A 23156-nucleotide genomic window follows, 5' to 3' on the forward strand; every position below is an offset into this window, starting at 1 on the left:
GTGCCCTGGTTGCGGCCTTCGTAGACCCGGTCGGCGCGGTCGTCGACGTCGTAGGTGTCGTTGCCGCGTCCGCCCCACATGTGGTCGGCGCCGGCGCCGCCGTCGAGGCGGTCGTGGCCGTCATGGCCCCACAGCCGGTCGGAACCGTCCCCGCCGACGAGGCGGTCGTTGCCTTTCTCGCCGTAGAGGCGGTCATGGCCGTCGCCGCCCGCGAGCCGGTCGTGGCCGCGCCCGCCGCGCAGCGCCAGGTCCTGCGGCGCCACCGGAGCGGCCGGACCCGGCTGCTCCGCCACTGGCGGAGTGACAACAGGAGGCTGCTCCGCCGGCGGCTGGGTCACGGGCGGCTGCGCCGGGTTCGAGGTCTCCTCACTCACCACGATCGTCACCCGCCCCTCGTCGTGGCCGCCATTGCCGTCCTCGACCCGGTAGGTGAAGGAGGCGGTGCCGGTGAAGCCGGCCCTTGGCGTGAAGGTGAGCGTGCCGTCGTCGTTCAGCACCACTTCCCCATGCTCGTCCTCGTCGACCGCGACCACGCACAGCGCATCGCCATCCGGGTCGCTGTCGTTGGCGAGCAGATCCGCCACGGTGAGGTTGAGCACCCCGCCCTTCTTGAGGGTGAAGGTGTCATCACCGGCGACCGGCCGGCCTGACGGCGAATGGTGCATGTCATCGTCGTCCGCGCATTCGCGGATCATCGGCTCCTGCGCCTCCTCACAGCGGTAGGTGATGGAGTGGGTGTCGCTCGCGAGGGTGATCGTGCCGTTGGCGTTGACCGTCCGGGTGTAGTCCCCGACCGTCCTGCCCGGCGCCAGCTCGACCACGTCCTGCTGACGCAGGGTGCCCACAATGGTGTCGTGGCCGCCATTGGAGCGGAACACGATGCGGTGAGCCGATTGCAGGGCCGAGATGTCGACCGTGTCGTCGCCCCCGTCCCCGTTGACGGTGATCGTGTTGAAGTTCAGACTCGTTGGGTTGAAATTGCCCACAGCCTGCACCGTGTCGGCCCCGCCGCTGGTGTTGATGGTGATCTCCTCGATGTTGTCGAGCTCGGCAATGACCGTGCCGTTGCGGGTGATCACGATCTCCGTATCCGGCCTAAGCCCGGCCGCGAGTGCCGCCGGGACGGAGGCTCGAGCGTAGACGACGAAGGTCTCGGCCGCGTTGCTGCCGGTGACGACGAAGCGGTCAAGGTTGCCGGCGCCGCCGTCGACATAGTCGCGGCCGTCGTTGGCGATCTCGAAGCCGAGGAAGGTCGTGACCCCCCAGGTGACGGTGTCGTTGCCAGCACCTGCAAAGATCAGGTCGTCGCCTCGGCCACCCGCCAGGGTGGTATTGCCTCCGTCGCCGATCAAGATGTTATCGCCGTTGTTGCCTTCAAGAGTCCCGGTGGTGTCGCGGTTGATCGTCACGGTAGCAGTGTCGGTCGCATTCGCCGCGCCGGATCCATCATTGGCCGTGTAGGTGAAGGTCCCGCCGCCCGTTGCATTGTCTGTGACGGTTACCGAACCTGGGTTGGTCGCCAACGAGACACTCGTGAGTCCGCTGTTGTTGGGCAGTGCGACAGCCGTAATATCAAGCGGGCTGCCATCGGCATCGGTGTCGTTGGCGAGCAACACCCATTCCGGAAGAATGAACGGTGTCGTCGTATAGTTGGTGAACACACTATCGTTGTTCGCCGACGGGGCGTCATTGACAGCCGCGACGTTGACGATTGTCGTAGCGATGTTGCTGTTCAAGAAGCCGTCGTTGACGCTGACCTGGACAATGCGGTCCTGAACGTCGGGCTGTTGCGACGTGTTCCTGAACGATACGGACTGGATAGCTGCTTGGTAGGCCGCCAGAGAAGCTGCTCCGGTCAAGGTGACGATGATCTGGCCCGTCACAGAGGTATCGATCACCCGGGTGATCCCAGCAGGCAGCGTGCCGACAAGGAGTTCATCACCCGCCTTGGCGTTCGTCAGCACGATCCGGGCCGAACTCAGCTGGGCCGTGTCGTCGGTGATGCCGGGATTGGACGCAATTGCGACCGGAGCACCGTCCTCTGTGAAGGTCGTCTCGTGGTTCACCGTCGGCGCTGCCGCAGGCTTTGTGAAGCTGACGGCAACGTCGTCAATGTTGACGAACTCATTGAACCCCATCGCTGTGGTCACGAAGCGAACGGTAGCGTTGGCTGTGAACGGGCCGGTAAGATCGATGCTCCGGTTGGCGTTGCCGGTGACCCCTGTGATCGTATCGACCAGGGTAAAGGTGATCCCGTCCGCCGAGAAGAAGACGGTGACCTGCTCGCCCGGATCAAGTCCCTGCTCGCTGACGGAATAGCTCAATCGCGCCGTAGTCGCTCCGGCAAGGTCAAGGCTACGTTGGATGCTGGCCCCGTCGCCGCCATTCTCACCAAGCCGCAGGTCGCCACCGGTGATCCGAATCGCACCCGAAGTCGCTGGATTTGCGGTGGGATCGCTCGTTTCTTGCCAACTCGTGGTCCATGGGGTCGAACCATTCGAGTTCGCATAGCTAGACTGATTGAATTGATCGCCATAGCTCCCTGCATCGAACGCATGCAGCGTCAGCTTCGGCGGAGACAAGGCGATCTCGCCGTCCGCGAACCGGATCTTTTCGATGTTGAACAGCTTGTCGACCCCGTCGGAAACCAAGCCGGCCGTCACCGTGTCGTGTGAGATCCGGATCGAACCGTCCGCATTCTGCGAGATGGTGTAGTTCGCCCGGACATCGCCATACACCGCGATGTCGGTGTCTCCCACGCCATCGTCCGCAACGATCTCGCGGACGATCGAGAGCTGGCCGGGATTGAGGGTGCGATCCAGCATCAGTGCGTCGAGCGTCCTGCCGCCGAACTGCGCGGCAGCGTTCGGGACAGGCGCTCCGTCCTTGTAATCGGCTTCACGATAGACCTTCTGGGCCATTCCGTCGGCGGTATAGGTCTCGTTCCCGACCGTGATGCGGATACGGACGTTCAGCCAGCGGTCGCCGTCGATCAGATCGTTTCCGCCGCGCCCCTGGATGACGTCGCTTCCGCCGCCGCCAAGCAGGATGTTCCCGTCGTCGAAGGCGACGACCTTCTCGAGGTCGCCGGTCGCCGGCGCTGCCGCAACCCAATCCCCGAGGAGAGCACGCAGGCCAGTGACCCTGTCGACGCCGGCCTGGGACAGCTCGTTGTTGGTGAAGACGGTCTCGACCGCATCGCCGTTCGCTCCCGGAGGAGGCGTCTCCGCATTCTGATCGCCGCGATTGTCGCCCCTCAGGATGTCGTTGTTCTTCCAGCCCGACAGGGCCTCGACCTGATCGAAGCGGTCCCGGAGGATGTCCTGCTCGACCGTGGTGAAGATCGGCGTCAGGAGATCGGAGTCCGCCGCCTCCTGGTTCCCCTTGTGGATCGCCCAGTCGTAGCCGAACATGCCTTCGTTGCGCATGACGCTCTCGCCCTGAACCATGATGTCGTCGCCTGATTCGGCATCGAAATCATGCTCGTTCTGACCGGCGAACATCACGTCGTGCCCGATGATCGTCGAGTTGAAGTTCAGCTCCGAGTTGTCTCCGGCCGTGGTGTCGAAGCCGTTTCCGGCCTCAATCCAGTCGTCGCCCTCGTTGCCGAGCAGGAAATCGCCGCCGTCGCCACCAAGGATGAAGTCGTTGCCGGTGCCGCCAAAGGCCTCTTTGCCGTCCGGTCCGGTGATGATGAAGTCCTGCCCCTCGTTGCCGAAGACCAACGCCAGACCGCTGCCGGCGTGAATGACATCGTTGCCCTCCTCGCCGTGGAGCATATCGACTTCACCGATATCCGTGCCGGAATTGGTGATGATGTCATCACCCTTGCCGCCGTGGATCCGGTCGACGCCGTAGCCGGCCTCGATCCGGTCGTTGCCGTCGCGGCCCCAGACCGAGTCGTCGCCTCCGCCCGCGATGATGGTGTCGTCGCCATTGGTTCCCTGGATCAGCACATGGTCGTTGGTGTTGACCCGGATATATCTGGCAATTGCAATCGGGTTGTCCTCCGGATTGATCAGGTTGCCGTTAGCATCCCGCCGTTCGACCATCGGGGAGACCGCCTGCAGCCAAGGATCGTCCTGGATCGGATCCTCATAGCCGAACCTGTTCTGCTGAGCATGGTCCATGTACAGAATGTGATCCGGAGTGGAGAAGATGTCGCCAGCCACTGCATAGCCTGTCTCGGCAAGGTCGGTATTGTTCAACACCATCTTGGCGAAGGAATTGTTCTCCAGCTCGTTGAGGAAGTTGAGGCCCTGGACGCGGGACAGGTAGTAGAACCGGTCTGCGTTCTGCAGGTTTTCCAGCTGCAATTCGAAGATGAACGAGAAGGTCGAGCCCAGCATCCCGCCGAAGGCCATCTTCTTCTCAGCCATGCCGCCGACCCAGAGGTCGATGTCCTCGAGACCGCCGAGCTTGCCGCCTGCATAAGCGCCGGTGGCGTTGAGGAAGTCCAGCCGGTCCGACGGAGCACCTTCACCACCGAAGACGAGCTTCCAGGCCGCCTCACGCTTCGCCTCCAGCGAGCTCGCCGAGGTGATCGTGGAATGGGTGCCATAGGCGGCAATGAAGTTCACGATCGAGGCCGGGTTCTTCAGATTGAGCGCGAAGTCCGTCCAGCTCGTATAGGGGTCGAGCTGCGAGTCGCCGTTCGCGATCTCCTTGAACTGCCTGCGCGCCTCGTTCAGCGGTGGAATTCCCGTATCGCGGCCGCGGGCAATGTTGAGCGCCGCGAGGTCGAGCGGAATACCGAGAAGCTGATTGCGGAGCACGTCTGTAACGAACTCGTCGATCTCATTGCCGATCTGGTTGGTCATGCCGCGGACGATCGCGCCGGCGGCGGCCGCATGGTCCAGGCCGTCGGCCCCGAATGCCAGCGGATTCAGGAACGCCTGGAACAGATCCATGCTGGCGTCGGAACCGTCCGCGTTGGTCGCGGCTACCTCCTCCCGAAGCATCGAATGGCCGAAGCGGTAGACCACGTGGGCGAATTCGGCGAAGATCGCCGGATTGATGTCCATCGACGGATTGAACACGAATGCGTCGACATCCGGCTGGATCTTGCGGGCGAACTCCTCGAAGACCAGGTGCTGATACTGCATCTCGGTCGTAAAACGTGCCGCCTGGAACAGGCGCTCGCCATCCCAAGCAAGGGTGCTTGCAAAGGCCTTGACCGCCGCGGCATTGGTAGGATCCGGCAGCTGCGCGCCTGCAGGGAGATCGACGAGGAGCCACTCGTTAAGGAAGGACAGATCACCCGACTCGATCGCCCGGGCCTTCACCTGGTCGACCATGTGGTTGTGCTCGGAGTGGAAGATGTGGTGGACGGCCGTGAGACCGATGTTCTCGTTGCCACGCCCGTCGCCGGTGATGTAGTGCGCGTCCAGCAGCTCGTTGTCGTACGCCGTCTGGCTTCCGCGTTCGTTGACTGGTCCGGCGCTGCCGTCAGCATTCTTGTAACCGACAGCAGTGTCGCTATCCTGCTGGAGAATGCCACCCACGACCACCGGGGCGGCGGCATGTGCAATGTCGTCAAGGAAGGCGTGGCCTGTGCGGATCGCGTTCGTGGTCGAGATTGGCGCGAGAGGATTGCCCTCTACGAAGACGTCGTCTCCACCTCCGAACTTGCCGTCGGCACCAAGGGAGGTGACCATTTGCGGATAACCGTTCGGACCGCGCACGAACTCGCCGTACTCGTCCATGACGAACAGCGGGATGTTCGTCACGTCGGCATCGGTCAGGTCGATGCCAAGCTTCGTGCGAGCCTGCTCCTTCACGTCAGCCCAGGTGGCAAGACCCTTGTCGCCCTCGAGCAATCGTCCGGTTGCGAGCGGCTTGCCGTCGACCATGGCATACTCGCGCATGAAGAGCTGTTTTGACGAGTGTGAGCTGTAAGTCTGGTTCTGGTCGACCCAGGGGGTCGTCAGGTTATTCGGGTTGGCCGGGGCGCGAGTGAGCACCATGAAGTTGGTGTGAGGGCTGTTCGGATTGTACAGCGGGTCGTCAGGCTGGAGCGGAATGTAGATCGTGCCGTTGCCGCCCTTGGGCACGAGATCAAGGCCGTGGTCGAAGAACTGGCCGAAGAGGGTGAACCAGCCGTTGTACTGGGCTGACAAGCCCTCGTCCGGTGACACGTTGGGAATCACCACACTGCCGTTTTCCACAACGACACCGTGCTTGACCAAAGCTGCATCCAAAATCGCCTTAGCTGCCGCGACGTCGGATCCAGTGGCGGAATCGAGTGCCGCCTTGGCCGCCCTGATCTCGTTCAAGGCCGGCATCAATGCCGCACCCGTAACACCAGCATAGGTCAGTGCTGCATAGATGGCCGCAGGATTATCGAGCGTCTGATCAACGATGAGATTGGAGACGAGGCGCGGATCGGCGTCGACGACGCTGCCGAGAGTACCGTAGTTGTTGTTGTTTAGCGGAACAGGGTTTTGCGGAGTGCCGAAGACGATCTGGTCGTCGCCTTCGTTGCGCCAATAAGGGTCCGTGATTTGGGGAAACGGCGTGTCCGATGCACCCCACTCTTCGCGGCCGGCCACAAGATTGTTGTAGCTGCCATCGACGGTGCGCAGGCCATAAGGTGAGAGCGGCGTGCTGATCGCGAGGGGCGCATTGGGGTCGTTTGTGATGTTGCCCTGCGCGTCGACGCGGATTTCCGTAAGCGGCGTACCGGCCGAATGTGCTTCGGCGATCTTGATCTGCTTGAGAATGAACTCGAGATCGTGCCTGACGAGATTGACCATTGCTTGCCTCCTGCCCTTGTTTTCGTCGCAATCCTGACGATGCCTGGACACATGTTGGGCAAATCGGCGGTCTGAGCGCCATACGGTCTGAAGCCTTGGACAGGTTGGACCGATGGCTCGGCCCAATGGGACGAAAGGCAGGAGGCAGGCCGGACCTTGGTCGGAGTTAACAGGGCTGTTTTTCTCGGGAACCCTTGTGCCGTACAGAAATGAAACGGTGCCAACTTAAGCCGGCAGACCTTCCGGTCGGCTCGGAAAGGTTCTTTGAGTTGGGCGCCGGAACTACAACCACTTGGCGTTACCCCCATGGAGGTAGCTTGGATCGCACGAAGATCGGCACCTGTTTAACTATCTGATAGACCTATTTTTTCCGAGATGTGACTTGGCCTGCGAAGCTCGCAGTGACAGGAATACGGTCTTGGGCAGCGTTGACGAACTTCTTATCTCAATTCAGAGTTACTTAAGGTCTTAACGCATGTGCCCAATGATCTTGATGTCCTGCAAGGTCGTGTATTCAAAAAGCTTAACTATAATGGAAGGCCGCCCGCACGCCGCGTTAGTGTCGATGCAAAGCGCATTTTATCCAAGCTTTAGAATCCTCGATCCAACAACAGAATGGATATGAGATATCGTTTCACAGCTAATACTTAATCATTACTTAATTATGTCGACAAAAAGGCTGAAATGCGGTAGACCTCTCACCAGCAAAGGTCCTGCGGCGTGCATGCTCTCCAGAATATCAGCATCGATCTCGAACCCGAGGGGTTCCACTGGCTGAGACACAATCTCGCCCGCCAGTTCATCCTCGTGGCGTTTGGGGTTCTTCTGGTCGGCATGTTCACGCTGGGCACATGGGTTACCCGGAGGATCGAGACCGGCGTCGCGGAAACAAGCGCTGCCTCGGCGGCCCTCTACATCAACAGCCTCCTGGCCCCTCATCTCCAAGATCTCGCCAGCCGCGACTCTCTTTCCGAAACGAGCGCGGAGGCCCTGAATGGCGCCATCGAGAGCATCGTTGCCAAGATGGATGTCGCCTCGGTCAAGATCTGGAATGATGACGGGTTCGTGATCTACAGCACCGATCGAAGCATCATCGGCAAGACCTTTCCGCTTACACCAGAGCTGAAGCGCGCATGGGGCGGTGCAATTGCCGCCGAATTCGCCAACAGCTCCCACGACGAGGCGTCTGCGCGAGACATTGACGCCGACACGCCTCTGCTGGAGGTCTATGTTCCCGTTCGGGATGCCAAGAGCGGCAAGGTGATCGCAGTCCTTGAGTTCTACGACTTCGCCGAGGAGATCGAATCGCAACTTTCGAAAGCGGAGTGGCACAGCTGGGCCATGACTGCCTTGGTGACGATCGCCATGATGACGGCTCTCTTCTCCATCGTCGCCAACGGCAGCCGGACGATTGATGAGCAGCGTGTGTCCCTGACCCACCGCGTGGCCCAACTCTCTGAACTCCTGAAACAGAACGAGGCTCTTCGTTCACGGGTGGAGCGGGCAGCTCGAAATGCCACAGAGGATAATGAGAAGTTCATTCGCAGGCTCGGCTACGATCTTCATGACGGTCCGGCGCAGCTGATCGGCCTCGCCCTACTCCGTCTCGATGCCCTGAACCTGTCTGGTCACGACGGCGACAACCTGGCGACGATCCGCGGCGCCCTTTCCGATGCGCTGAGCGACATCCGCAACTTCTGCGCCGGCCTGCTCCTGCCCGAAGTTCACAACATGACGCTCACGGGCGCCCTGCTGCACATCATCAGGGATCATGAGCGCCGAACGCGCACCAAGGTATCGTGCACCATCGCGGACCTTCCTCCGGATGCGCCGCAGTTCATGAAGGTCTGCCTTTGCCGCTTCGTGCAGGAAGCCTTGAACAATGCGTTCCGTCACGCCGGTGGACAGGGCCAACAGGTCTCAGCCTGGTCGGACGGAGTTTCGATCATGGTTGAAGTCGCCGACGAGGGGCCGGGAATGTCCTCGGACCCGTCCTATGAAGGCCGCATCCAACTGGGCCTGACGGGCCTTCGCGACCGCATCGAAAGCATCGGTGGAATCCTGAGTGTCGCAAGCAGGCCTGGCACCGGAACACGTCTTCTCGCAAGTTTGCCGCTGAATTCAGGGGAATCCAATGGATAACAAAATTCGCGTCGGTGTGGTCGACGATCATCCCCTCTACAGGGACGGCGTCGTTTTTACCCTTGCGGCCCAACCGGACATCGAGGTTGTCGGCCAGGGTGCTTCAGCGGCCGATGCCGTTCGGATCGCTCAGGACCATAAGCCCGACGTCCTTGTGCTCGACATGACCATGCCCGGTGGTGGACTGAGCGCCATAGCGACGATTGCCCAAAGCCACCCATCCGTCAGAACCCTGATGCTGACGGTCGTCGCCGATGAAGATCAGGTCTGCACGGCCCTCAAGCAGGGCGCCGGGGGCTATCTTCTCAAGGGAACCAGCGGCCCTGAACTCGTCCAGACGGTGCGACTGATCAGCCAAGGGGAGAACTACGTCTCCCCCAATCTTGCGGCTAAGCTCCTGATGCGCTCGGGCTCGGGGCCGGCGCGAGAGGAGAAACGCCCGGACCGCTTCTCCGGTTTGACCCCTCGAGAGGAGCAGATCCTCTCCATTCTCGTGGAGGGTCACAGCAACAAGGAAATTGGCAACAAGCTCGACCTCAGCGAGAAGACTATCAAGCACCACCTGACTAACATCCTGCAGAAACTCCAAGTCCGGAACCGGGTGGAGGCAGCGCTGTTGGCCTCGGACAGAATGTCCCACCGGTCGCATACGGCCCGTTGATCGCACAGAACGGACCGATACCCTCCATGTCAAACGTCTGGCCTTCGTAACGAGACTGGCCGTATTGCTCCGGAAGCGTCGTGGGGAGACGCGGCATCCCCATGTCTGTCGCGGCGGAAAATTGTTGTCCCGCTCAGGAGAAAGTGGTTTGAGCGACGCTTCCGACCATTTGCACCGACCGGAGGCAATCGTGGCCAAAGCTATCCATTCCATGATCCGCGTGCTGGATGAACAGCGCTCGACCGAATTCTACACGACGGCGTTCGGCCTCCAGGTCGCAGACCGCTTTCCCTTCGAGGGGTTCACGCTCGTCTACCTGCGCAATGCCGAGACCGATTTCGAGCTTGAACTCACCATCAACCACGGCCGCACGGAACCGTACCAGCTCGGCGACGGATATGGCCATATCGCCTTCTCGGTCGATGACGTGAATGCCGAACGAGAGAGATTGGAGGATCTCGGCCTTGCTCCAACTCCCGTGAAGACGCTGGAGCACGGGAGCAATCATCTTGCCACGTTCTTCTTTGTTCAGGACCCAGACGGCTACAAGATCGAAGTCTTGCAGCGGAACGGTCGGTACAAGTAGCCGGAATCAACATTTACCGCGAAGCTAAAGGCCATTTGTTTAGAGCCAACGTCAACCTTGAGTACGGCGAATTGCTTCGCCTGAGCCGTGTAATTGTGTCCCGATTGGCCCATATCATGCCCGATAGAGGCCATACTTGCACATTAGCGCTGGCTGCGTCCGCGCCGAAACCAGTACGGCAGCTGACGAAGCCATAAGACGATCTCCCTTCAAGGGGGAATTCAGCAAGGGGTCCTTCATGACGCAGCCAAGCGCCAACGAGCAGTATATGCTCGAACTGATCAATGCCGAGCGGGCGAAGGTCGGCGCACAGGCGCTGGCCTTCGATGCCAATCTGCTGACATCTGCGGAAAATCACAGCCTGTGGATGCTCTCCAGCGACACGTTCTCGCACACGGGTTCCAATGGCTCCGACCCCACCCAGCGCATGACATCCGCCGGGTATCAGTTTACCGGGTCCTGGGCATCAGCCGAGAATATCGCGTGGGCCACCACGCGCGATCAGTCAGGCTTTCAGGACGAAGTTCTGCTCCTGCATCAGAACTTGATGAACAGCACAGGTCATCGGACAAATCTCCTGAATGAGAGTTTCAGGGAGATCGGCATCGGCTTCGAGGTGGGAGACTACCAAGGCCGGGAGAGTGCCTTCGTGACGGAGAATTTCACCAGATCCGGCACGGGATCGCTTCTGACAGGCGTGGCATATCAGGACAAAGATGCCGACAGGTTCTACGATCCCGGCGAAGGTCTCGGAGGAGTGTCGATCTCAGCCGTCAGCTCCAATGGTCAAGCCTACACCGCTTCGACCATGACCGCGGGTGGATATCAACTGGACCTTCCGGCAGGCACATATACGGTCACGTTTTCCGGAGGCGGGATCGCGTCGACGTCACGCACCGTCGTAATCGGCTCCACGAACGTCAAGGTGGACTTGGTGAGCCCTGCCGCCGGACCGACATCGGCTCCGCTGGATCCCGCTCGACCCGTCATGAGCGGCACAGGGGGGTCGAACAAGCTGATTGGCACGGCAGATGCCGACGTCATCAAGGGCCTGGGTGGCAATGACCAGATTCAGGGACAAGCCGGCAATGATCGTCTCGACGGCGGCACAGGCAACGACAAGATCAACGGCGGGGCCGGCAGCGACTTGCTTTTCGGACGCGGCGGCCGAGACTCCCTGAGCGGAGGCCTGAACAACGACAAGCTTTACGGCGGCGCGAACGCGGACACCTTCATCTTTCGTGGGAAGTGGGGCTACGATCGCGTCATGGATTTCCAGGACGGGCTGGATAAGCTGGACCTTCGAAGCAACGGCCTTTCGTTCTCCAAACTGGCCATCCGAATGGCGGATGTCGACAGGGATGGTCGCTCCGACGACATCTTGATCAAAGCAGGCGCCAATACAATTGGTATCCTGAACACCAAATTGGCCACGATCGACCATGGCGACTTTCTGTTCTGAGAACATGGAATCCTGACGAGATCGCTGCGGCTCTTACGAGCCGTACCACATGAGCTGCGTAGAACGCATCGACATTCATGCCCGCACTAAGAGATTAATGCCCTTCAATCTCTCCTAGTTCACTTCTGCGCTTGTCCGGCGCACTACGTTGAGGCCGGAGAGCGCCACCGTCGTCTCGTAGCCTTGAGCATCGATCACGGTCCATTGGCGCAGCGCATTCGCGCGAGCGTCGAACCGCAGGGTGATCTTCGATGTCCCGCCCAGGGTCGCGCTGTCCTCGAACCGCACCGTGATGATCCCATCGGAACCGATCTGCACGTCCTGAACCTTGGTATCCTTGGCAAGATCAACCTGATCCTGCACAAGGAATTTCAGCGGCGTCTGACGGATCGAGTAAACGTCATTGGTACCGAGCTTCTTGTCGCGAATGGCGACCGAGCGCCCATCGGAAACGATTTCCAGCGAACTCGGCGGAGAATAGGCGAAATGGAGCTGACCCGGTCGCCTCATGGACAGGGTCCCTTCCGCACGCTGCCCATTGGCGCTGGTCTGCACGAAGGATGCTGTCATCTGGTCGATGCTGTTGAAATAGCCGTTCACTCGCTCGAGCGCCGCAGCGGGCGACGTCGGCACTGGTTGAGCGGACGATGCTGTGGGAGCCGCGGCCCTGACCGGCACCACGCTTGCTTTAGCGGGTGCTGCAGCATCCGATGCGGACGCCTCAGACCTGGGCGACGGAGCGGCCACCGGCTTGACTGCCTGAGCAGGCAGCTTGGATTTGGCCTTCTCCGGGCTCGCTGCGGGCTTGACGGCGTCGCTGCCGGTCTCGACACGTTGTGGCTGGGGCTGTGAGGGCAGCGTACTTGGACTGGAAGCCGCCCTAGGCTGGGGAACTGCGGGCGGCTTTGGGGCGGCGCGTGTCGGCGCTCTTTCTGCGGGAGCTATCGGCGCGGGTGCAGATTGTTCGGTGGGGGCCGCCTCCGGACGGGGCGTATCGCGTTTGAACATTCCATCGAGAAACCGCGTCAGCGGGTCAGCCTGCGCAAAAGACGGGGATGAGCAAGCAAGCCCGACGGCGAGACTGTAGAAAACGAACGTGGACTTCTTGCGCATGAACTCACCACCGAACAACGAATACCGACCGTAAGCTTCTTCGGACGAACCTTCAGGTCTGATGCTGGGCCTTAAGGGCTGAATGAAGGCAGAACAGCCATTTCCGTGCTTCACATGGGAATTCCCAAGCCGTCGACAAGCCATGCGGTATTCTGTTGCATCCGCCACGGCGATGCGCAATGTAGCGATGTTCAGGCGGAACTCGACCGATGATGTTTATTTACGGCCGTCGTATCCTATCTGACACCTTGGCCTTGATCCGGAATGTCAGACATTTGTTGGCAGCGTCCGCTCGGGCTGAGACCTCAGGCCCGAACTGCGGCCGAACGAAGAACAGAGATTAAGCGCTCATGGCGATCAACCGCGTCCCTACAACCCCCTTCTCCGATCAACGCCCAGGCACCTCGGGGCTGCGGAAGAAAGTAACCGTCTTCCAGCAGCCGCGCTATGTGGAGAATTTCATCCAGGCGATCTTCGACACCGTCGATGGGGCTGAAGGCGCCACGCTCGTGATCGGCGGTGATGGGCGGTATTTCAACGAAACAGTGATCCAGATGGCCTTGAAAATGGCTGCCGCCAATGGATTCGCGCGCATCCTCGTCGGTCGGCGCGGCCTTTTGTCGACGCCGGCTGCCTCGTGTGTCATCCGCAAGCACAAGGCCATCGGGGGCCTCGTCCTCTCGGCTAGTCACAACCCGGGTGGGCCGGACGGTGATTTCGGGATCAAGTTCAACATGGCTCATGGAGGCCCCGCTCCCGAATCCTTTACGGAAGCGGTCTTCAAGCGCGCAAGTGCGATGGCCGAATACCGGATCGTTGATGCACCCGACGTCGATCTGGGGCGCCTTGGTGAAACGCGTCTTGGAGATGCTACCGTCCAGGTGATCGACCCGGTCGCGGATTACGCGGAACTGATGGAGAGCCTTGTCGATTTCCAGCGGATCAGCGAGCTGTTCCGGTCAGGTTTCCGCATGAGGTTTGACGCTCTGAGCGCCGTGACTGGTCCTTATGCAAAAGCCATTCTGGAAGACAGGCTCGGGGCTCCGGCCGGAACCGTCGTGAACGCCGAGCCGAAACCGGATTTCGGTGGCCACCACCCGGATCCGAACCCCGTTCATGCCCATGACCTGATGGACCTGATGTACGGTCCGGACGCACCGGACTTCGGCGCTGCATCCGATGGCGACGGTGATCGCAACATGATCGTCGCCCCAGGCCTGTTCGTGACGCCCAGTGACAGCCTCGCGATCTTGACGGCACATGCCCATCTGGCTCCAGGCTACCAAGGAGGCCTCACCGGCGTCGCAAGGTCGATGCCGACGAGCCGCGCGGCTGATCGTGTCGCCGCGAAGCTCGGCATCCGGTCCTATGAAACTCCGACTGGTTGGAAGTTCTTCGCCAATCTGCTCGATGCCGGCCTGATCACTCTTTGCGGCGAGGAAAGCGCCGGCACAGGATCCAACCACATCCGGGAAAAGGACGGCCTCTGGGCCGTGCTCCTCTGGCTCGATATCCTTGCGGAGATCAAGAAGCCGGCTGACCAAATCGTGCGCGACCACTGGGCGTCGTATGGGCGGGACTACTATTCACGTCACGACTACGAAGACCTCGACACGAAGGCAGCTAATGATCTAATGGACAAGCTTCGCGGCAAGCTTGCAACCCTGCCGGGCCAGCGGTTCGGCGACCTCACGGTCGAACATTGCGACGACTTCTCGTACACGGACCCGGTGGACGGATCTGTCACGCCACGCCAGGGCATTCGCATCCTCTTCAAGGAGGATGCTCGCGCGGTGTTCCGGTTGTCGGGGACAGGAACCTCCGGGGCGACGCTTCGCGTCTACCTCGAACGCTTCGAACCTGATGTCAGCCGCCATGACTTGGCTGTGGCGGACGTTCTTGCGCCGGTCGCCAACGCTGCCAATGAAATCGCTGACATTGTACGCCTGACCGGGCGCGATGCTCCTTCTGTCATCACCTGAGCATTCTCCGGCGGCATCGTCACGCTCGGTGCCGCCGACCGCATCTGCACGACCTCTTCGGAATCGAATGGTCGGAATGCCCTGGAAAAACTCGTGTTGCGCCTACATCAGATGATGGGAGACTCCTTCTCTGAGGCGAGACAGGGCACATTTGGCGAAGCTTCCGGGCTTGAGGTCCATTCATGCGGTTCCGGCTTGCATTCAGCTGTCTTGTGCTGAGCAGCGCAGCAGCTTTCGGCAATCCGTCATCCGAGACTGTCGAGCAGGCTCTGTGCCGTCTGATCGACGACGCCGCCCTCGCCCGCCAGATCCCAACTGATTTTCTAACCCGGCTGATTTGGCGGGAGAGTTCATTTCGAACCGGCGTCACCAGTTCTGCCGGCGCACAAGGCGTGGCGCAGTTCATGCCAGGCACCGCAAAGGAACGGGGGCTGGAGGACCCCTTCGACCCCGAGCAAGCGATCCCTAAAGCCGCCGAATTCATCCATGAGCTGAACGGCCGTTTCGGGAATCTCGGTCTTGCGGCAGCCGCATACAATGGTGGACCGGCCCGCGTCGGAGCGTGGCTCGCCGGCCAGGGCGGCCTGCCATCCGAGACCAGAAACTATGTCTATGCAGTCACCGGAAGATCCGTCGAGGATTGGGCGGCGGACAGAACGGAAACTTTCGACGCACAGGAGGCGACTCCGGCCCCCGCCCAACGCTGCCTTCAGGTTGTCGCCTCCCTCCGCAAGCCCGGAAGTGGCATGCCGGAGGAGGCGCCATTCGCTCCTTGGGGCGTTCAGCTGGCCGGCAACTTCTCCAAAGCCACCGCACTCGCCAGTTTCTCACGCGCCCGGCAAGCCTACGCTTCGCTCCTGGGCGACGTGCGGCCTATGATCATCGGGACCCGTTTGCGCAGCCGCGGCACGCGGACATTCTATCGGGTACGTGCACCTGCCACGACCCGTAACGAGGCCAACCAGCTCTGCGACCGAATCCGTAGAGCTGGCGGAAGCTGCATGGTCCTTCCAAGCTAGGTGGGCGGCAGGGATAAGCTCCCACCACCCTGATCCTGGCACTTAGCGCCGCTGCGGCCGCAGGGAGCGGGCGAGTTCGCGGATCACGTTGTCTTCGATGTTGAGATTGAGGTCATGCCCTTCGTCGTCGTGATCTACATCTGCAGGAACGGGCTCGCTCTTGGGCGCTGCGGCCTGCTTGCGTCCTGTGTTCTCCTGCTGAGGAGCCGGCGGGCCGGAGCGACGCCCCTGCTCGGCAGCCGGCCGGGCAGGTGCCGGGGCATAGCTGCGTGGCGGGCTGTAGCGGTTCTCCAGGCTGTCGAGCAGGCTGTTGAGAGCCCCGTTCGAAATCGGCACGTCCGGGACGGGCGGTAGCCCCTCAAGCGCGATGGAACGGTTCTGGTAAACCGTATCGGACGTGACATCGGGGCCGAACCATGCCAACGGCCGGAAATCCCTGGCTTCCTCCTCGCTTTCGAACTCGACGGAGATCAGATCAAGTGGTCCAGGCGTCACGTAGCGGTTGATATGGATATCCCGCGTGCCGACCGTCAGATGCGACCGGACGTAGTCCACCTTGCCGGGGGTGACATCCAGCAGTGCCTCTGCATGGGCGCGAGGAACGTCGGTCCGCTCTTCCATCGGAGCGCCAGGACCGGTCGTGATAAGGACCAGGCTACCCTTGTCGCCCTCGACGATCACGTAGGAACTGCGATCAGCTTGGTTTGGGAAATGGCCTTCCGTGACACGATTGCCTCCCCTTTCCTTACGGATGAGACGAGCCAAGGAGGAAGCAATCAGATAACGTCGGGAAGTACTCATTGGGAGCTCTTTGCTGGCAGCTGTTAACGAACGCTTGGCTTTACGCAGAAATCCACAGCTTCATCATCATAATGGAACAGTATTTCGTAGTTGCATCGTGCAAGAAACGAAATAATGTTCACAAAAGAAGCCGCCGAATTCAGGTAGAGCGTGAATATAACAATTAGTACTTATCGTGGCACTTCAAAGGCAAAATTGATCAGAAAGTTAAGATCTGCGGGCTCACCCCAACGCTGGAGCCAAACAAGCGTGCTTGCGCCCTTTTGAAGTACGAGGGACTTTCGAAGTTTGAGGAAGGGGCGAGGTCGGAATGATCGCTCTCGCCCCTATCTTGTCTCACTCGCTGGATTTTGTTTTGGGCACGTAAGGCTCGTTGCCGTCGAAGGTGTAGGCGGTCTTCACCGTGGTGTAGAACTCCGCCGCATACCGCCCCTGCTCCCGCGGCCCGTACGAGCTGCCTTTCCGCCCCCCGAACGGCACGTGGTAGTCCACGCCGGCTGTGGGCAGGTTCACCATCACCATCCCGGCCTCCACGTTGCGCTTGAAGTGCGAGGTATGCTTCAGGCTCGTGGTGCAAATCCCAGCCGACAGGCCGAACGGCGTGTCGTTGGCAAGCTCCAGCGCCTCGTCATAGTCCCTCGCCCGCGTCACCGTCGCTACGGGGCCGAAGATCTCCTCCCGCGCCACCCGCATCCGGTTGTCGACCTCCGTAAATAGGGCCGGCGCAAGATAAAATCCGGGATTGTCCCGCTTCAGCAACTCGCCGCCCGCGACCAGCTTGGCGCCCTCCTCCTGGCCGATGCGGATGTACTTGAGGTCCTGATCGAGCTGGCCTTGGTCCACCACAGGACCGATCTGGGTTCCCGCCTTCAGGGCGTCGTCGACCACCAGCCCACGCATCCGGTCCGTGAGGGCCTGAACGAAGCGGTCATGGATTGCGTCTGTCACGATCAGCCGCGACGAGGCTGTACAGCGCTGGCCGGTGGAGAAGAATGCGCCGTTGACGGCACATTCCACCGCCACCTTGAGATCGGCGTCGTCGAGCACAACCAGCGGGTTCTTGCCGCCCATCTCGAGCTGCAGCTTTTTCATCGGATCGGTGGCTATGCAGGTCTGAGCCACCCGTCGTCCGGTCGGCACGGAGCCGGTGAACGAGATCGCCGCCACCTTTGGGCTCTGCAGCATCGCCTCACCCACCACCGAGCCGCGGCCCATGACCAGGTTGAACACGCCCGCCGGCACTCCGGCCCGGACGATGATCTCGGACAAGGCATGGGCCGAGGCAGGCACGAGCTCGGCCGGCTTGAACACGACCGTGTTGCCGTAGGCGAGCGCGGGCGCGATCTTCCAGGCCGGAATCGCAATGGGGAAGTTCCAGGGGGTGATCAGGCCCACGACGCCGACGGGCTCGCGGGTGATCTCGACATCGACGCCGGGCCGCACGGAGGGCAGCTTGTCGCCGGCCATCCGCAGGCATTCGCCGGCGAAGAACTGGAAGATCTGGCCGGCCCGCACGACCTCACCGATACCCTCGGGCAGGGTCTTGCCCTCTTCGCGCGAGAGCAAACGGCCGAGCTCGTCCTTACGGGCAATGATCTCGTCGCCGATGGTCTTGAGCAGATCGTGGCGGGTCTGGATCGAGGAACGCGACCACGCCGGGAAGGCGTCATAAGCCGCGTCGATGGCGGCCTGAGCCTCCGTCGCAGAGGCACGGGCGAACTCGCCCACAACATCGGCCGTGTTCGACGGGTTGAGATCGGCCGAGGCCTCAGACGCCACAACCCACTCGCCGGCAATGTAGTTCTTCGTCATCGTGCCGCTTCCTGTCCTGTCTTGAGAAGGCCACGCTGGGCCAGATTCATCATGAAGTCGCGAAGGCCGAAGGTCCACGGCTCACAATCCGCGCTCGATTTCATGCGGTTGACCAGCTTTCCAAGCTTCGGTGCCGCAATGGTGACGATGTCTCCGGCCTTGTGGGTAAAGCCCATACCGGCCTCGTTCCGATCCTGTGTGGGCGCGAACATCGTTCCGAGAAAAAGGACGAAGCCATCGGGATACTGATGATGGGGGCCGAGCGTCTGGCTGACAAGATCCTCTGGATCACGGCTGATCTTGGTGATCGACGACGACCCTTCAAGCCTGAAGCCGTCTTCTCCCTCGACTGTCAGGGCCACGGTGGTCTGGCGCACGTCGTCCAGTGTGAAGCTGTCGTCGAAGAAGCGAATGAACGGCCCAATGGAACACGATGCGTTGTTGTCCTTCGCCTTGGACAGCAGGAGCGCGGAACGGCCCTCGAAATCGCGAAGGTTGACGTCGTTGCCGAGTGTCGCGCCGACGATCCTGCCGTCCGCAGTCACGACAACCAGGACCTCCGGCTCCGGATTGTTCCAAGTCGATTTGGGATGAAGCCCGGCATCCATGAAGGGCCCAACCGAAGAGAGCGTCGGAGCCTTGGTGAAGACCTCTGCGTCAGGGCCAATCCCGACTTCGAGGTATTGGCTCCAGGCACCTTGCTCCACCAGGACGGCCTTCAGATCCGTAGCCTCCTTCGAACCTGGCCTTAGACGGCTCAGGTCGTCACCGACAAGACGGGTGACTTCGGCGCGGATCGCCGCAGCGGCGCTCGCATCCCCGCGCGCCCGCTCCTCGATCACACGCTCCAGCATGGATACCGCGAACGTCACGCCTGCGGCCTTGATCACCTGAAGATCGACCGGGGCCAGCAGCCAAGGCTTCGTTCCATCCCGCTGGTCAAATGGCGTGTTGGCCAGAATGTCCTCGATCCCGCCGACCCTCTCCCCGGCAGATGCCCTAAGCGTCCGGGCCGGATTATCTAAAGCGGCAAGATCGCTCATGGTCGGGCAGGTTTCCGAGATGTCGAAGGTGCCATCCTCGCGGATCGCCACAACGGATGGTCCAATGCCGGGACGCCAGACGCGGCCCGCGAGTGCCCCCTGAAATTCATCTTCGGGCAGGATATCTTTCCAGGTCTGTCGTGAAAGGAGGTCTCTCATCGCCGGCGTCTGCTCCCATGCGGGGACTGTTGCCCCTATTCGTCACCCTTTCTCTTATAGCCGTGGACGACAGGAGGACGACAGCAAAAATGGCCCGCTCAGGCCACTGTTTCCGGATGCCGTAAGAGCGCAGTCGCGCCACCGGCAGCCTGAACGGACAGGCTTCCGGCCGCAATAGCGCTCTCCAGGCAGGCTCGATCATCCTTTCGGTTCAGCCACGCATTGATGAAGCCCGCATTGAAGGCATCTCCCGCACCGGTCGTATCGACGACATCGACCGTCGGAGCGCGAAGCGAACAACGTTCCATTCCCCTGGCAAGGGTTGCCCCATCAGGTCCCTGCTTCAACACGACCAGTGGAAAATGGCGGGTCAGATGCTCGAGAGCCTGAACAGGATCTTCTCTTCCGGCAATTGCGGAAGCCTCCTCGACATTGGGCAAAAACAGGTCGACCCCGCGACAGTTCTCGATGAGAGCAGGATCGCGAATAAGGGTCTCGTCCCAGCTCGGATCGAGCGAGATGCTCACCCCCCGCCCCTTGGCTTCGGCAATCAGCTCCGGAAGCTCTGTCAGTGTTGCGTACTCGGCAATATGTAGGTGCCGAACACCGGAACAAGCGAGGGCAGCCCCAAGAGTTGCGGGACGTCCATGACCCGCACGCCGGGACAGGAATGCTCGGTCCTGAGGCTGCACAATGGCGACGGTAATCTGCGGCCCGGCATCCCGCGCCCTTTCGACGAAAGAGAGGTCGACGCCGGTTTGTCGAATCGGCTCTTCGAGTCCCACCGACAGGGGATCGACGCCCAGACGGGTGACGAGCGCTGCAGACCGTCCGAGGCTGACAAGATGGGCGGCCGTGATGAATGCTCCCCCACCTGGAACGACCGCGACATCGTCAGCGAAGAGCTCCCGCCCGAGAACCGGAAGGGTGCTCAATCCGGTAAAGACCAGATCGCAATAGGTGCGCCCGAGGCACAGGACGTCCGGCGCCGCCCCGGGGGAGTTTACATCCGGCATAGCGCCCGTTCTGTCTTGGCATCGAACAGATAGAGGCTCCCCGGCTGCGCATGGACAGTGACTCTCCCTCCTACCTTTGGAACTGTCTTGCCGGGGGCAGACGCAATGACGGACGTTCCGCCGAGATCCAAATGGACGAGGGTCTCAGAACCCAGCGGTTCAACGACGGACACTTCGCCCAAGAGAGTGAAATTGTTAGCTCCATCGGCGGAGCCGACATGCAGATCATGCGGCCTGACACCGACGAGCACGTCGGCTCCGTCGGATCTGATTGCTTGGCTGCCCGGCAGATGCGCTGTGGCGTTGAAGCCATTCAGAGCGGCCACGCGTTGGCCCTCCTTTTCGGAAAGTCGCGCCGGCAGAAGATTCATGGTCGGACTGCCGATAAATCGCGCCGTGAAGACGTCGGCCGGATTCTCATACAGCTCGATCGGGGTTCCGACCTGAAGGATCCGCCCGTCGCGCATGACGACAATGCGGTCGGCCATGGTCATGGCCTCGACTTGATCGTGGGTCACGAACACGATCGTCGTGCCGAGTCGCTGGTGAAGCTTCTTGATCTCCAGGCGCATCTGGGTACGCAGCTGTGCATCCAGATTCGAAAGCGGCTCGTCGAACAGGAATGCGGCCGGATCGCGAACCATCGCCCGTCCGATCGCGACGCGCTGGCGCTGGCCGCCGGAGAGTTGCGACGGCCGCCGATCGAGAAGGTTCTCGAGGCCAAGAATTCCGGCCGTCTCCTGGATGCGCTTTTTCTTCTCGGGCTCCGACAGCTTGGAAGTGTAGAGACCAAAGCCGATGTTCTGCGCCACAGACATGTGAGGGTAGATGGCATAGTTCTGGAACACCATGGCGATGTTCCGGTCCTTCGGCTCGGCCTCATTGACGATCCGCCCGTCGATGCTGATCGTTCCGCCGGAGATATCCTCCAGACCTGCGATCATGCGGAGCGTCGTCGACTTACCGCACCCCGATGGGCCGACGAGCACGACGAACTCGCCGTCCGCAACATTTAGATCGATGCCATGAACGGCCGTCGTTTTGCCGTATCGCTTGACGACGCCGTCAAGTGCAATGGTCGCCATCAGGCTTCTCCCATCAATGCGCGAAATTGTGTTTGAAGCTCGGCGGAGGCGGCAGCCTCACGACCCGCAATTGCACTGGCCTGCTCTTCGAGAGCAGCCAAGTGCCGGCGACAGACATTCAGGGCCGCCCGAAGCGCTTCCGGAGCCGGCCCTCCCAGCCGATTCCGCACAGCCACGAAATGGTCGGGCGAGACCATTTCGGCAAAAGCAGCTTCGTCGATTGTCGCTGTCCTGCCCGCCGCGCGCTCGAAGGCGCTCACGAAAGCGGCATAGCCGTCGCTGGCCAGGTCTCCCTGCATGGCCACGACGGCTCTCGCAACCGCTGCTGCGATCTCATGCGCCTCACGGAACGAGAGTCCTTCCCGGCGGACGAGACTGTCTGCAAGCTCCGTCACGGTAATGCAGCTCCTACGGATGTTGTCCCGGACCCGTGCCTCGTCGATCCGGATCTCGGCTACCAGCGCGGTCAGAAGATCGAGCACGCGGCCTGCGGAAATGAAGGCCTCATAGCCCATGCCTTGCGTCTCGCCTTCACTGTCGTTCATGTCCGTGAAGGGCGTGTTATGCATCACGTCCAGCATGGTCCGGGCCCTGCCGAAGGTTTGGGACGCCAGATGCCGAAGATGCTCAATAGGAACGGGATTGCGCTTCTGGGGCATGATGGACGAGATCTGCACGAATGCGTTCGGCACATAGACCTGACCGACCTCGAAGCTCGTCCAGAATTGCAGATCCTGAATCGGGCGACCCAGATGCAGGAACATGAGTTCGATCGCCCCATAGACGGAGGTGACATAGTCGACCGCAGCAATGCAGCTGTAGGAATTCTGTAGAGGCTTCGCGAAGCCGAGGAGCTCGGCCATCCGATCTCGGTCGATGGGGAAGCCCGACGTCGTGATCGCCGCCGCACCCATGGGAGATTGGTCGACGATCTCGCGCGCCGCGGCGAGGCGCTGAATGTCCCGCAGCAGCACCTCGGTCACCGCACCGAGATAATGACCGAAGGTCGTGGGTTGAGCCGGCTGGCCATGGGTGTAGGCCACGATCAAGGTCCCCTCCTCCCGAGCGGCGACCTGGATCAGGGCATTGGTGAGACGACGAGCCTTCGCGAGCAGCTCATCGACCCGCTCCTTCAAGCCAAGCTTGAATAGGGTATGGTCGATGTCGTTGCGTGATCGCGCCGTATGGAGGCGGCCGGCGAGATCCGGGCCAAGCCGGCGCTTGAGTTCCTTTTCGATCAGAAAGAAGAAGTCCTCGACTTCACCCGTATAGGTCAGGGTCGAGACGTCGATTTCGGCGTCGATTGCCTCGAGCGCATGAGCAATGGCGGTAGCCTGGGAGCGGTCCAGGATGCCGGTTTCCGCCAGCATGACCAGATGAGCCCGGTCGATCCGACGGAAGCCGTCGACGTGATAGGTCTTGGCTCCGTCGAAAAGAGGGCGGAGCACCGTCTCTTTGTAAACCGGATCGGGGAAAACGCTCTTGTCGTCGCGTCGCGGGTCACGGGTAACAGCCATGGA

Annotated in this window: 14 protein-coding genes; 6 read left to right on the forward strand and 8 right to left on the reverse strand. The window is 61.2% G+C overall.

Annotated features, from left to right (window positions below; genetic code table 11):
- Window positions 1-6755, reverse strand: a 6755-nt coding sequence (locus tag DES45_RS00005) for a peroxidase family protein (RefSeq protein WP_114767935.1), incomplete at its 3' end; no start/stop codon positions are given.
- A 720-nt stretch (window positions 6756-7475) separates the two neighbouring features.
- On the opposite strand from DES45_RS00005, the gene DES45_RS00010 reads away from it, so the two are divergent.
- The 4 genes from DES45_RS00010 to DES45_RS00025 all read left to right on the forward strand — a co-directional run bounded on the left by DES45_RS00010 (window position 7476) and on the right by DES45_RS00025 (window position 11606).
- On the forward strand, window positions 7476-8897 hold the full coding sequence (locus tag DES45_RS00010; protein WP_114767936.1) for a sensor histidine kinase: 1422 nt from the start codon (window positions 7476-7478) through the stop codon (window positions 8895-8897).
- Window positions 8890-9558: a LuxR C-terminal-related transcriptional regulator gene (locus DES45_RS00015; RefSeq protein ID WP_114767937.1), complete on the forward strand. Its 669-nt coding sequence runs from the start codon at window positions 8890-8892 to the stop codon at window positions 9556-9558. The genes DES45_RS00010 and DES45_RS00015 overlap by 8 nt, the downstream gene beginning before the upstream one ends.
- A gap of 190 nt (window positions 9559-9748) precedes the next feature.
- Window positions 9749-10144: a VOC family protein gene (locus DES45_RS00020; RefSeq protein ID WP_114768771.1), complete on the forward strand. Its 396-nt coding sequence runs from the start codon at window positions 9749-9751 to the stop codon at window positions 10142-10144.
- Between the two features lie 268 nt (window positions 10145-10412).
- Window positions 10413-11606, forward strand: a complete 1194-nt coding sequence (locus DES45_RS00025) for a CAP domain-containing protein (RefSeq protein WP_245429670.1) — start codon at window positions 10413-10415, stop codon at window positions 11604-11606.
- A 114-nt stretch (window positions 11607-11720) separates the two neighbouring features.
- Here DES45_RS00025 and DES45_RS00030 read toward each other — a convergent pair whose 3' ends face one another.
- Entirely contained in the window at window positions 11721-12719 is a 999-nt protein-coding gene (locus DES45_RS00030) for an outer membrane lipoprotein carrier protein LolA (RefSeq protein ID WP_170151333.1), read from the reverse strand.
- Window positions 12720-13069: 350 nt separating this feature from the next.
- Between DES45_RS00030 and DES45_RS00035 the strand changes: the two genes are divergently transcribed.
- Both DES45_RS00035 and DES45_RS00040 read left to right on the forward strand, forming a co-directional pair.
- On the forward strand, window positions 13070-14701 hold the full coding sequence (locus tag DES45_RS00035) for an alpha-D-glucose phosphate-specific phosphoglucomutase (protein WP_114767940.1): 1632 nt from the start codon (window positions 13070-13072) through the stop codon (window positions 14699-14701).
- 182 nt (window positions 14702-14883) lie between these two features.
- Window positions 14884-15720, forward strand: coding sequence for a lytic transglycosylase domain-containing protein (locus DES45_RS00040; RefSeq protein WP_114767941.1), 837 nt, complete (start codon window positions 14884-14886; stop codon window positions 15718-15720).
- A gap of 42 nt (window positions 15721-15762) precedes the next feature.
- Here DES45_RS00040 and DES45_RS00045 read toward each other — a convergent pair whose 3' ends face one another.
- The 6 genes from DES45_RS00045 to argH all read right to left on the reverse strand — a co-directional run bounded on the left by DES45_RS00045 (window position 15763) and on the right by argH (window position 23153).
- Window positions 15763-16401, reverse strand: coding sequence for a CYTH domain-containing protein (locus tag DES45_RS00045; protein ID WP_114767942.1), 639 nt, complete (start codon window positions 16399-16401; stop codon window positions 15763-15765).
- A 456-nt stretch (window positions 16402-16857) separates the two neighbouring features.
- A complete protein-coding gene (locus tag DES45_RS00050; RefSeq protein WP_114767943.1) occupies window positions 16858-18333 on the reverse strand; it encodes an aldehyde dehydrogenase family protein in 1476 nt (491 codons plus the stop codon).
- The gene (locus tag DES45_RS00055; RefSeq protein ID WP_114767944.1) at window positions 18330-19535 is read right to left on the reverse strand and encodes a fumarylacetoacetate hydrolase family protein; all 1206 of its coding nucleotides are present in this window, start codon (window positions 19533-19535) and stop codon (window positions 18330-18332) included. The genes DES45_RS00050 and DES45_RS00055 overlap by 4 nt, the downstream gene beginning before the upstream one ends.
- Window positions 19536-19633: 98 nt before the next feature.
- Window positions 19634-20551: a carbohydrate kinase family protein gene (locus DES45_RS00060; protein WP_114767945.1), complete on the reverse strand. Its 918-nt coding sequence runs from the start codon at window positions 20549-20551 to the stop codon at window positions 19634-19636.
- Window positions 20539-21636 carry an ABC transporter ATP-binding protein gene (locus tag DES45_RS00065; RefSeq protein ID WP_114767946.1) on the reverse strand — a complete coding sequence of 366 codons (1098 nt, stop codon included), beginning with the start codon at window positions 21634-21636 and terminating at the stop codon, window positions 20539-20541. The genes DES45_RS00060 and DES45_RS00065 overlap by 13 nt, the downstream gene beginning before the upstream one ends.
- On the reverse strand, window positions 21636-23153 hold the full coding sequence (gene argH, locus DES45_RS00070) for an argininosuccinate lyase (protein WP_114767947.1): 1518 nt from the start codon (window positions 23151-23153) through the stop codon (window positions 21636-21638). Before argH ends, DES45_RS00065 begins: the two co-directional genes overlap by 1 nt.
- Window positions 23154-23156: the final 3 nt, after the last annotated feature.

This window comes from Microvirga subterranea (assembly GCF_003350535.1).
Lineage (GTDB): Bacteria > Pseudomonadota > Alphaproteobacteria > Rhizobiales > Beijerinckiaceae > Microvirga > Microvirga subterranea.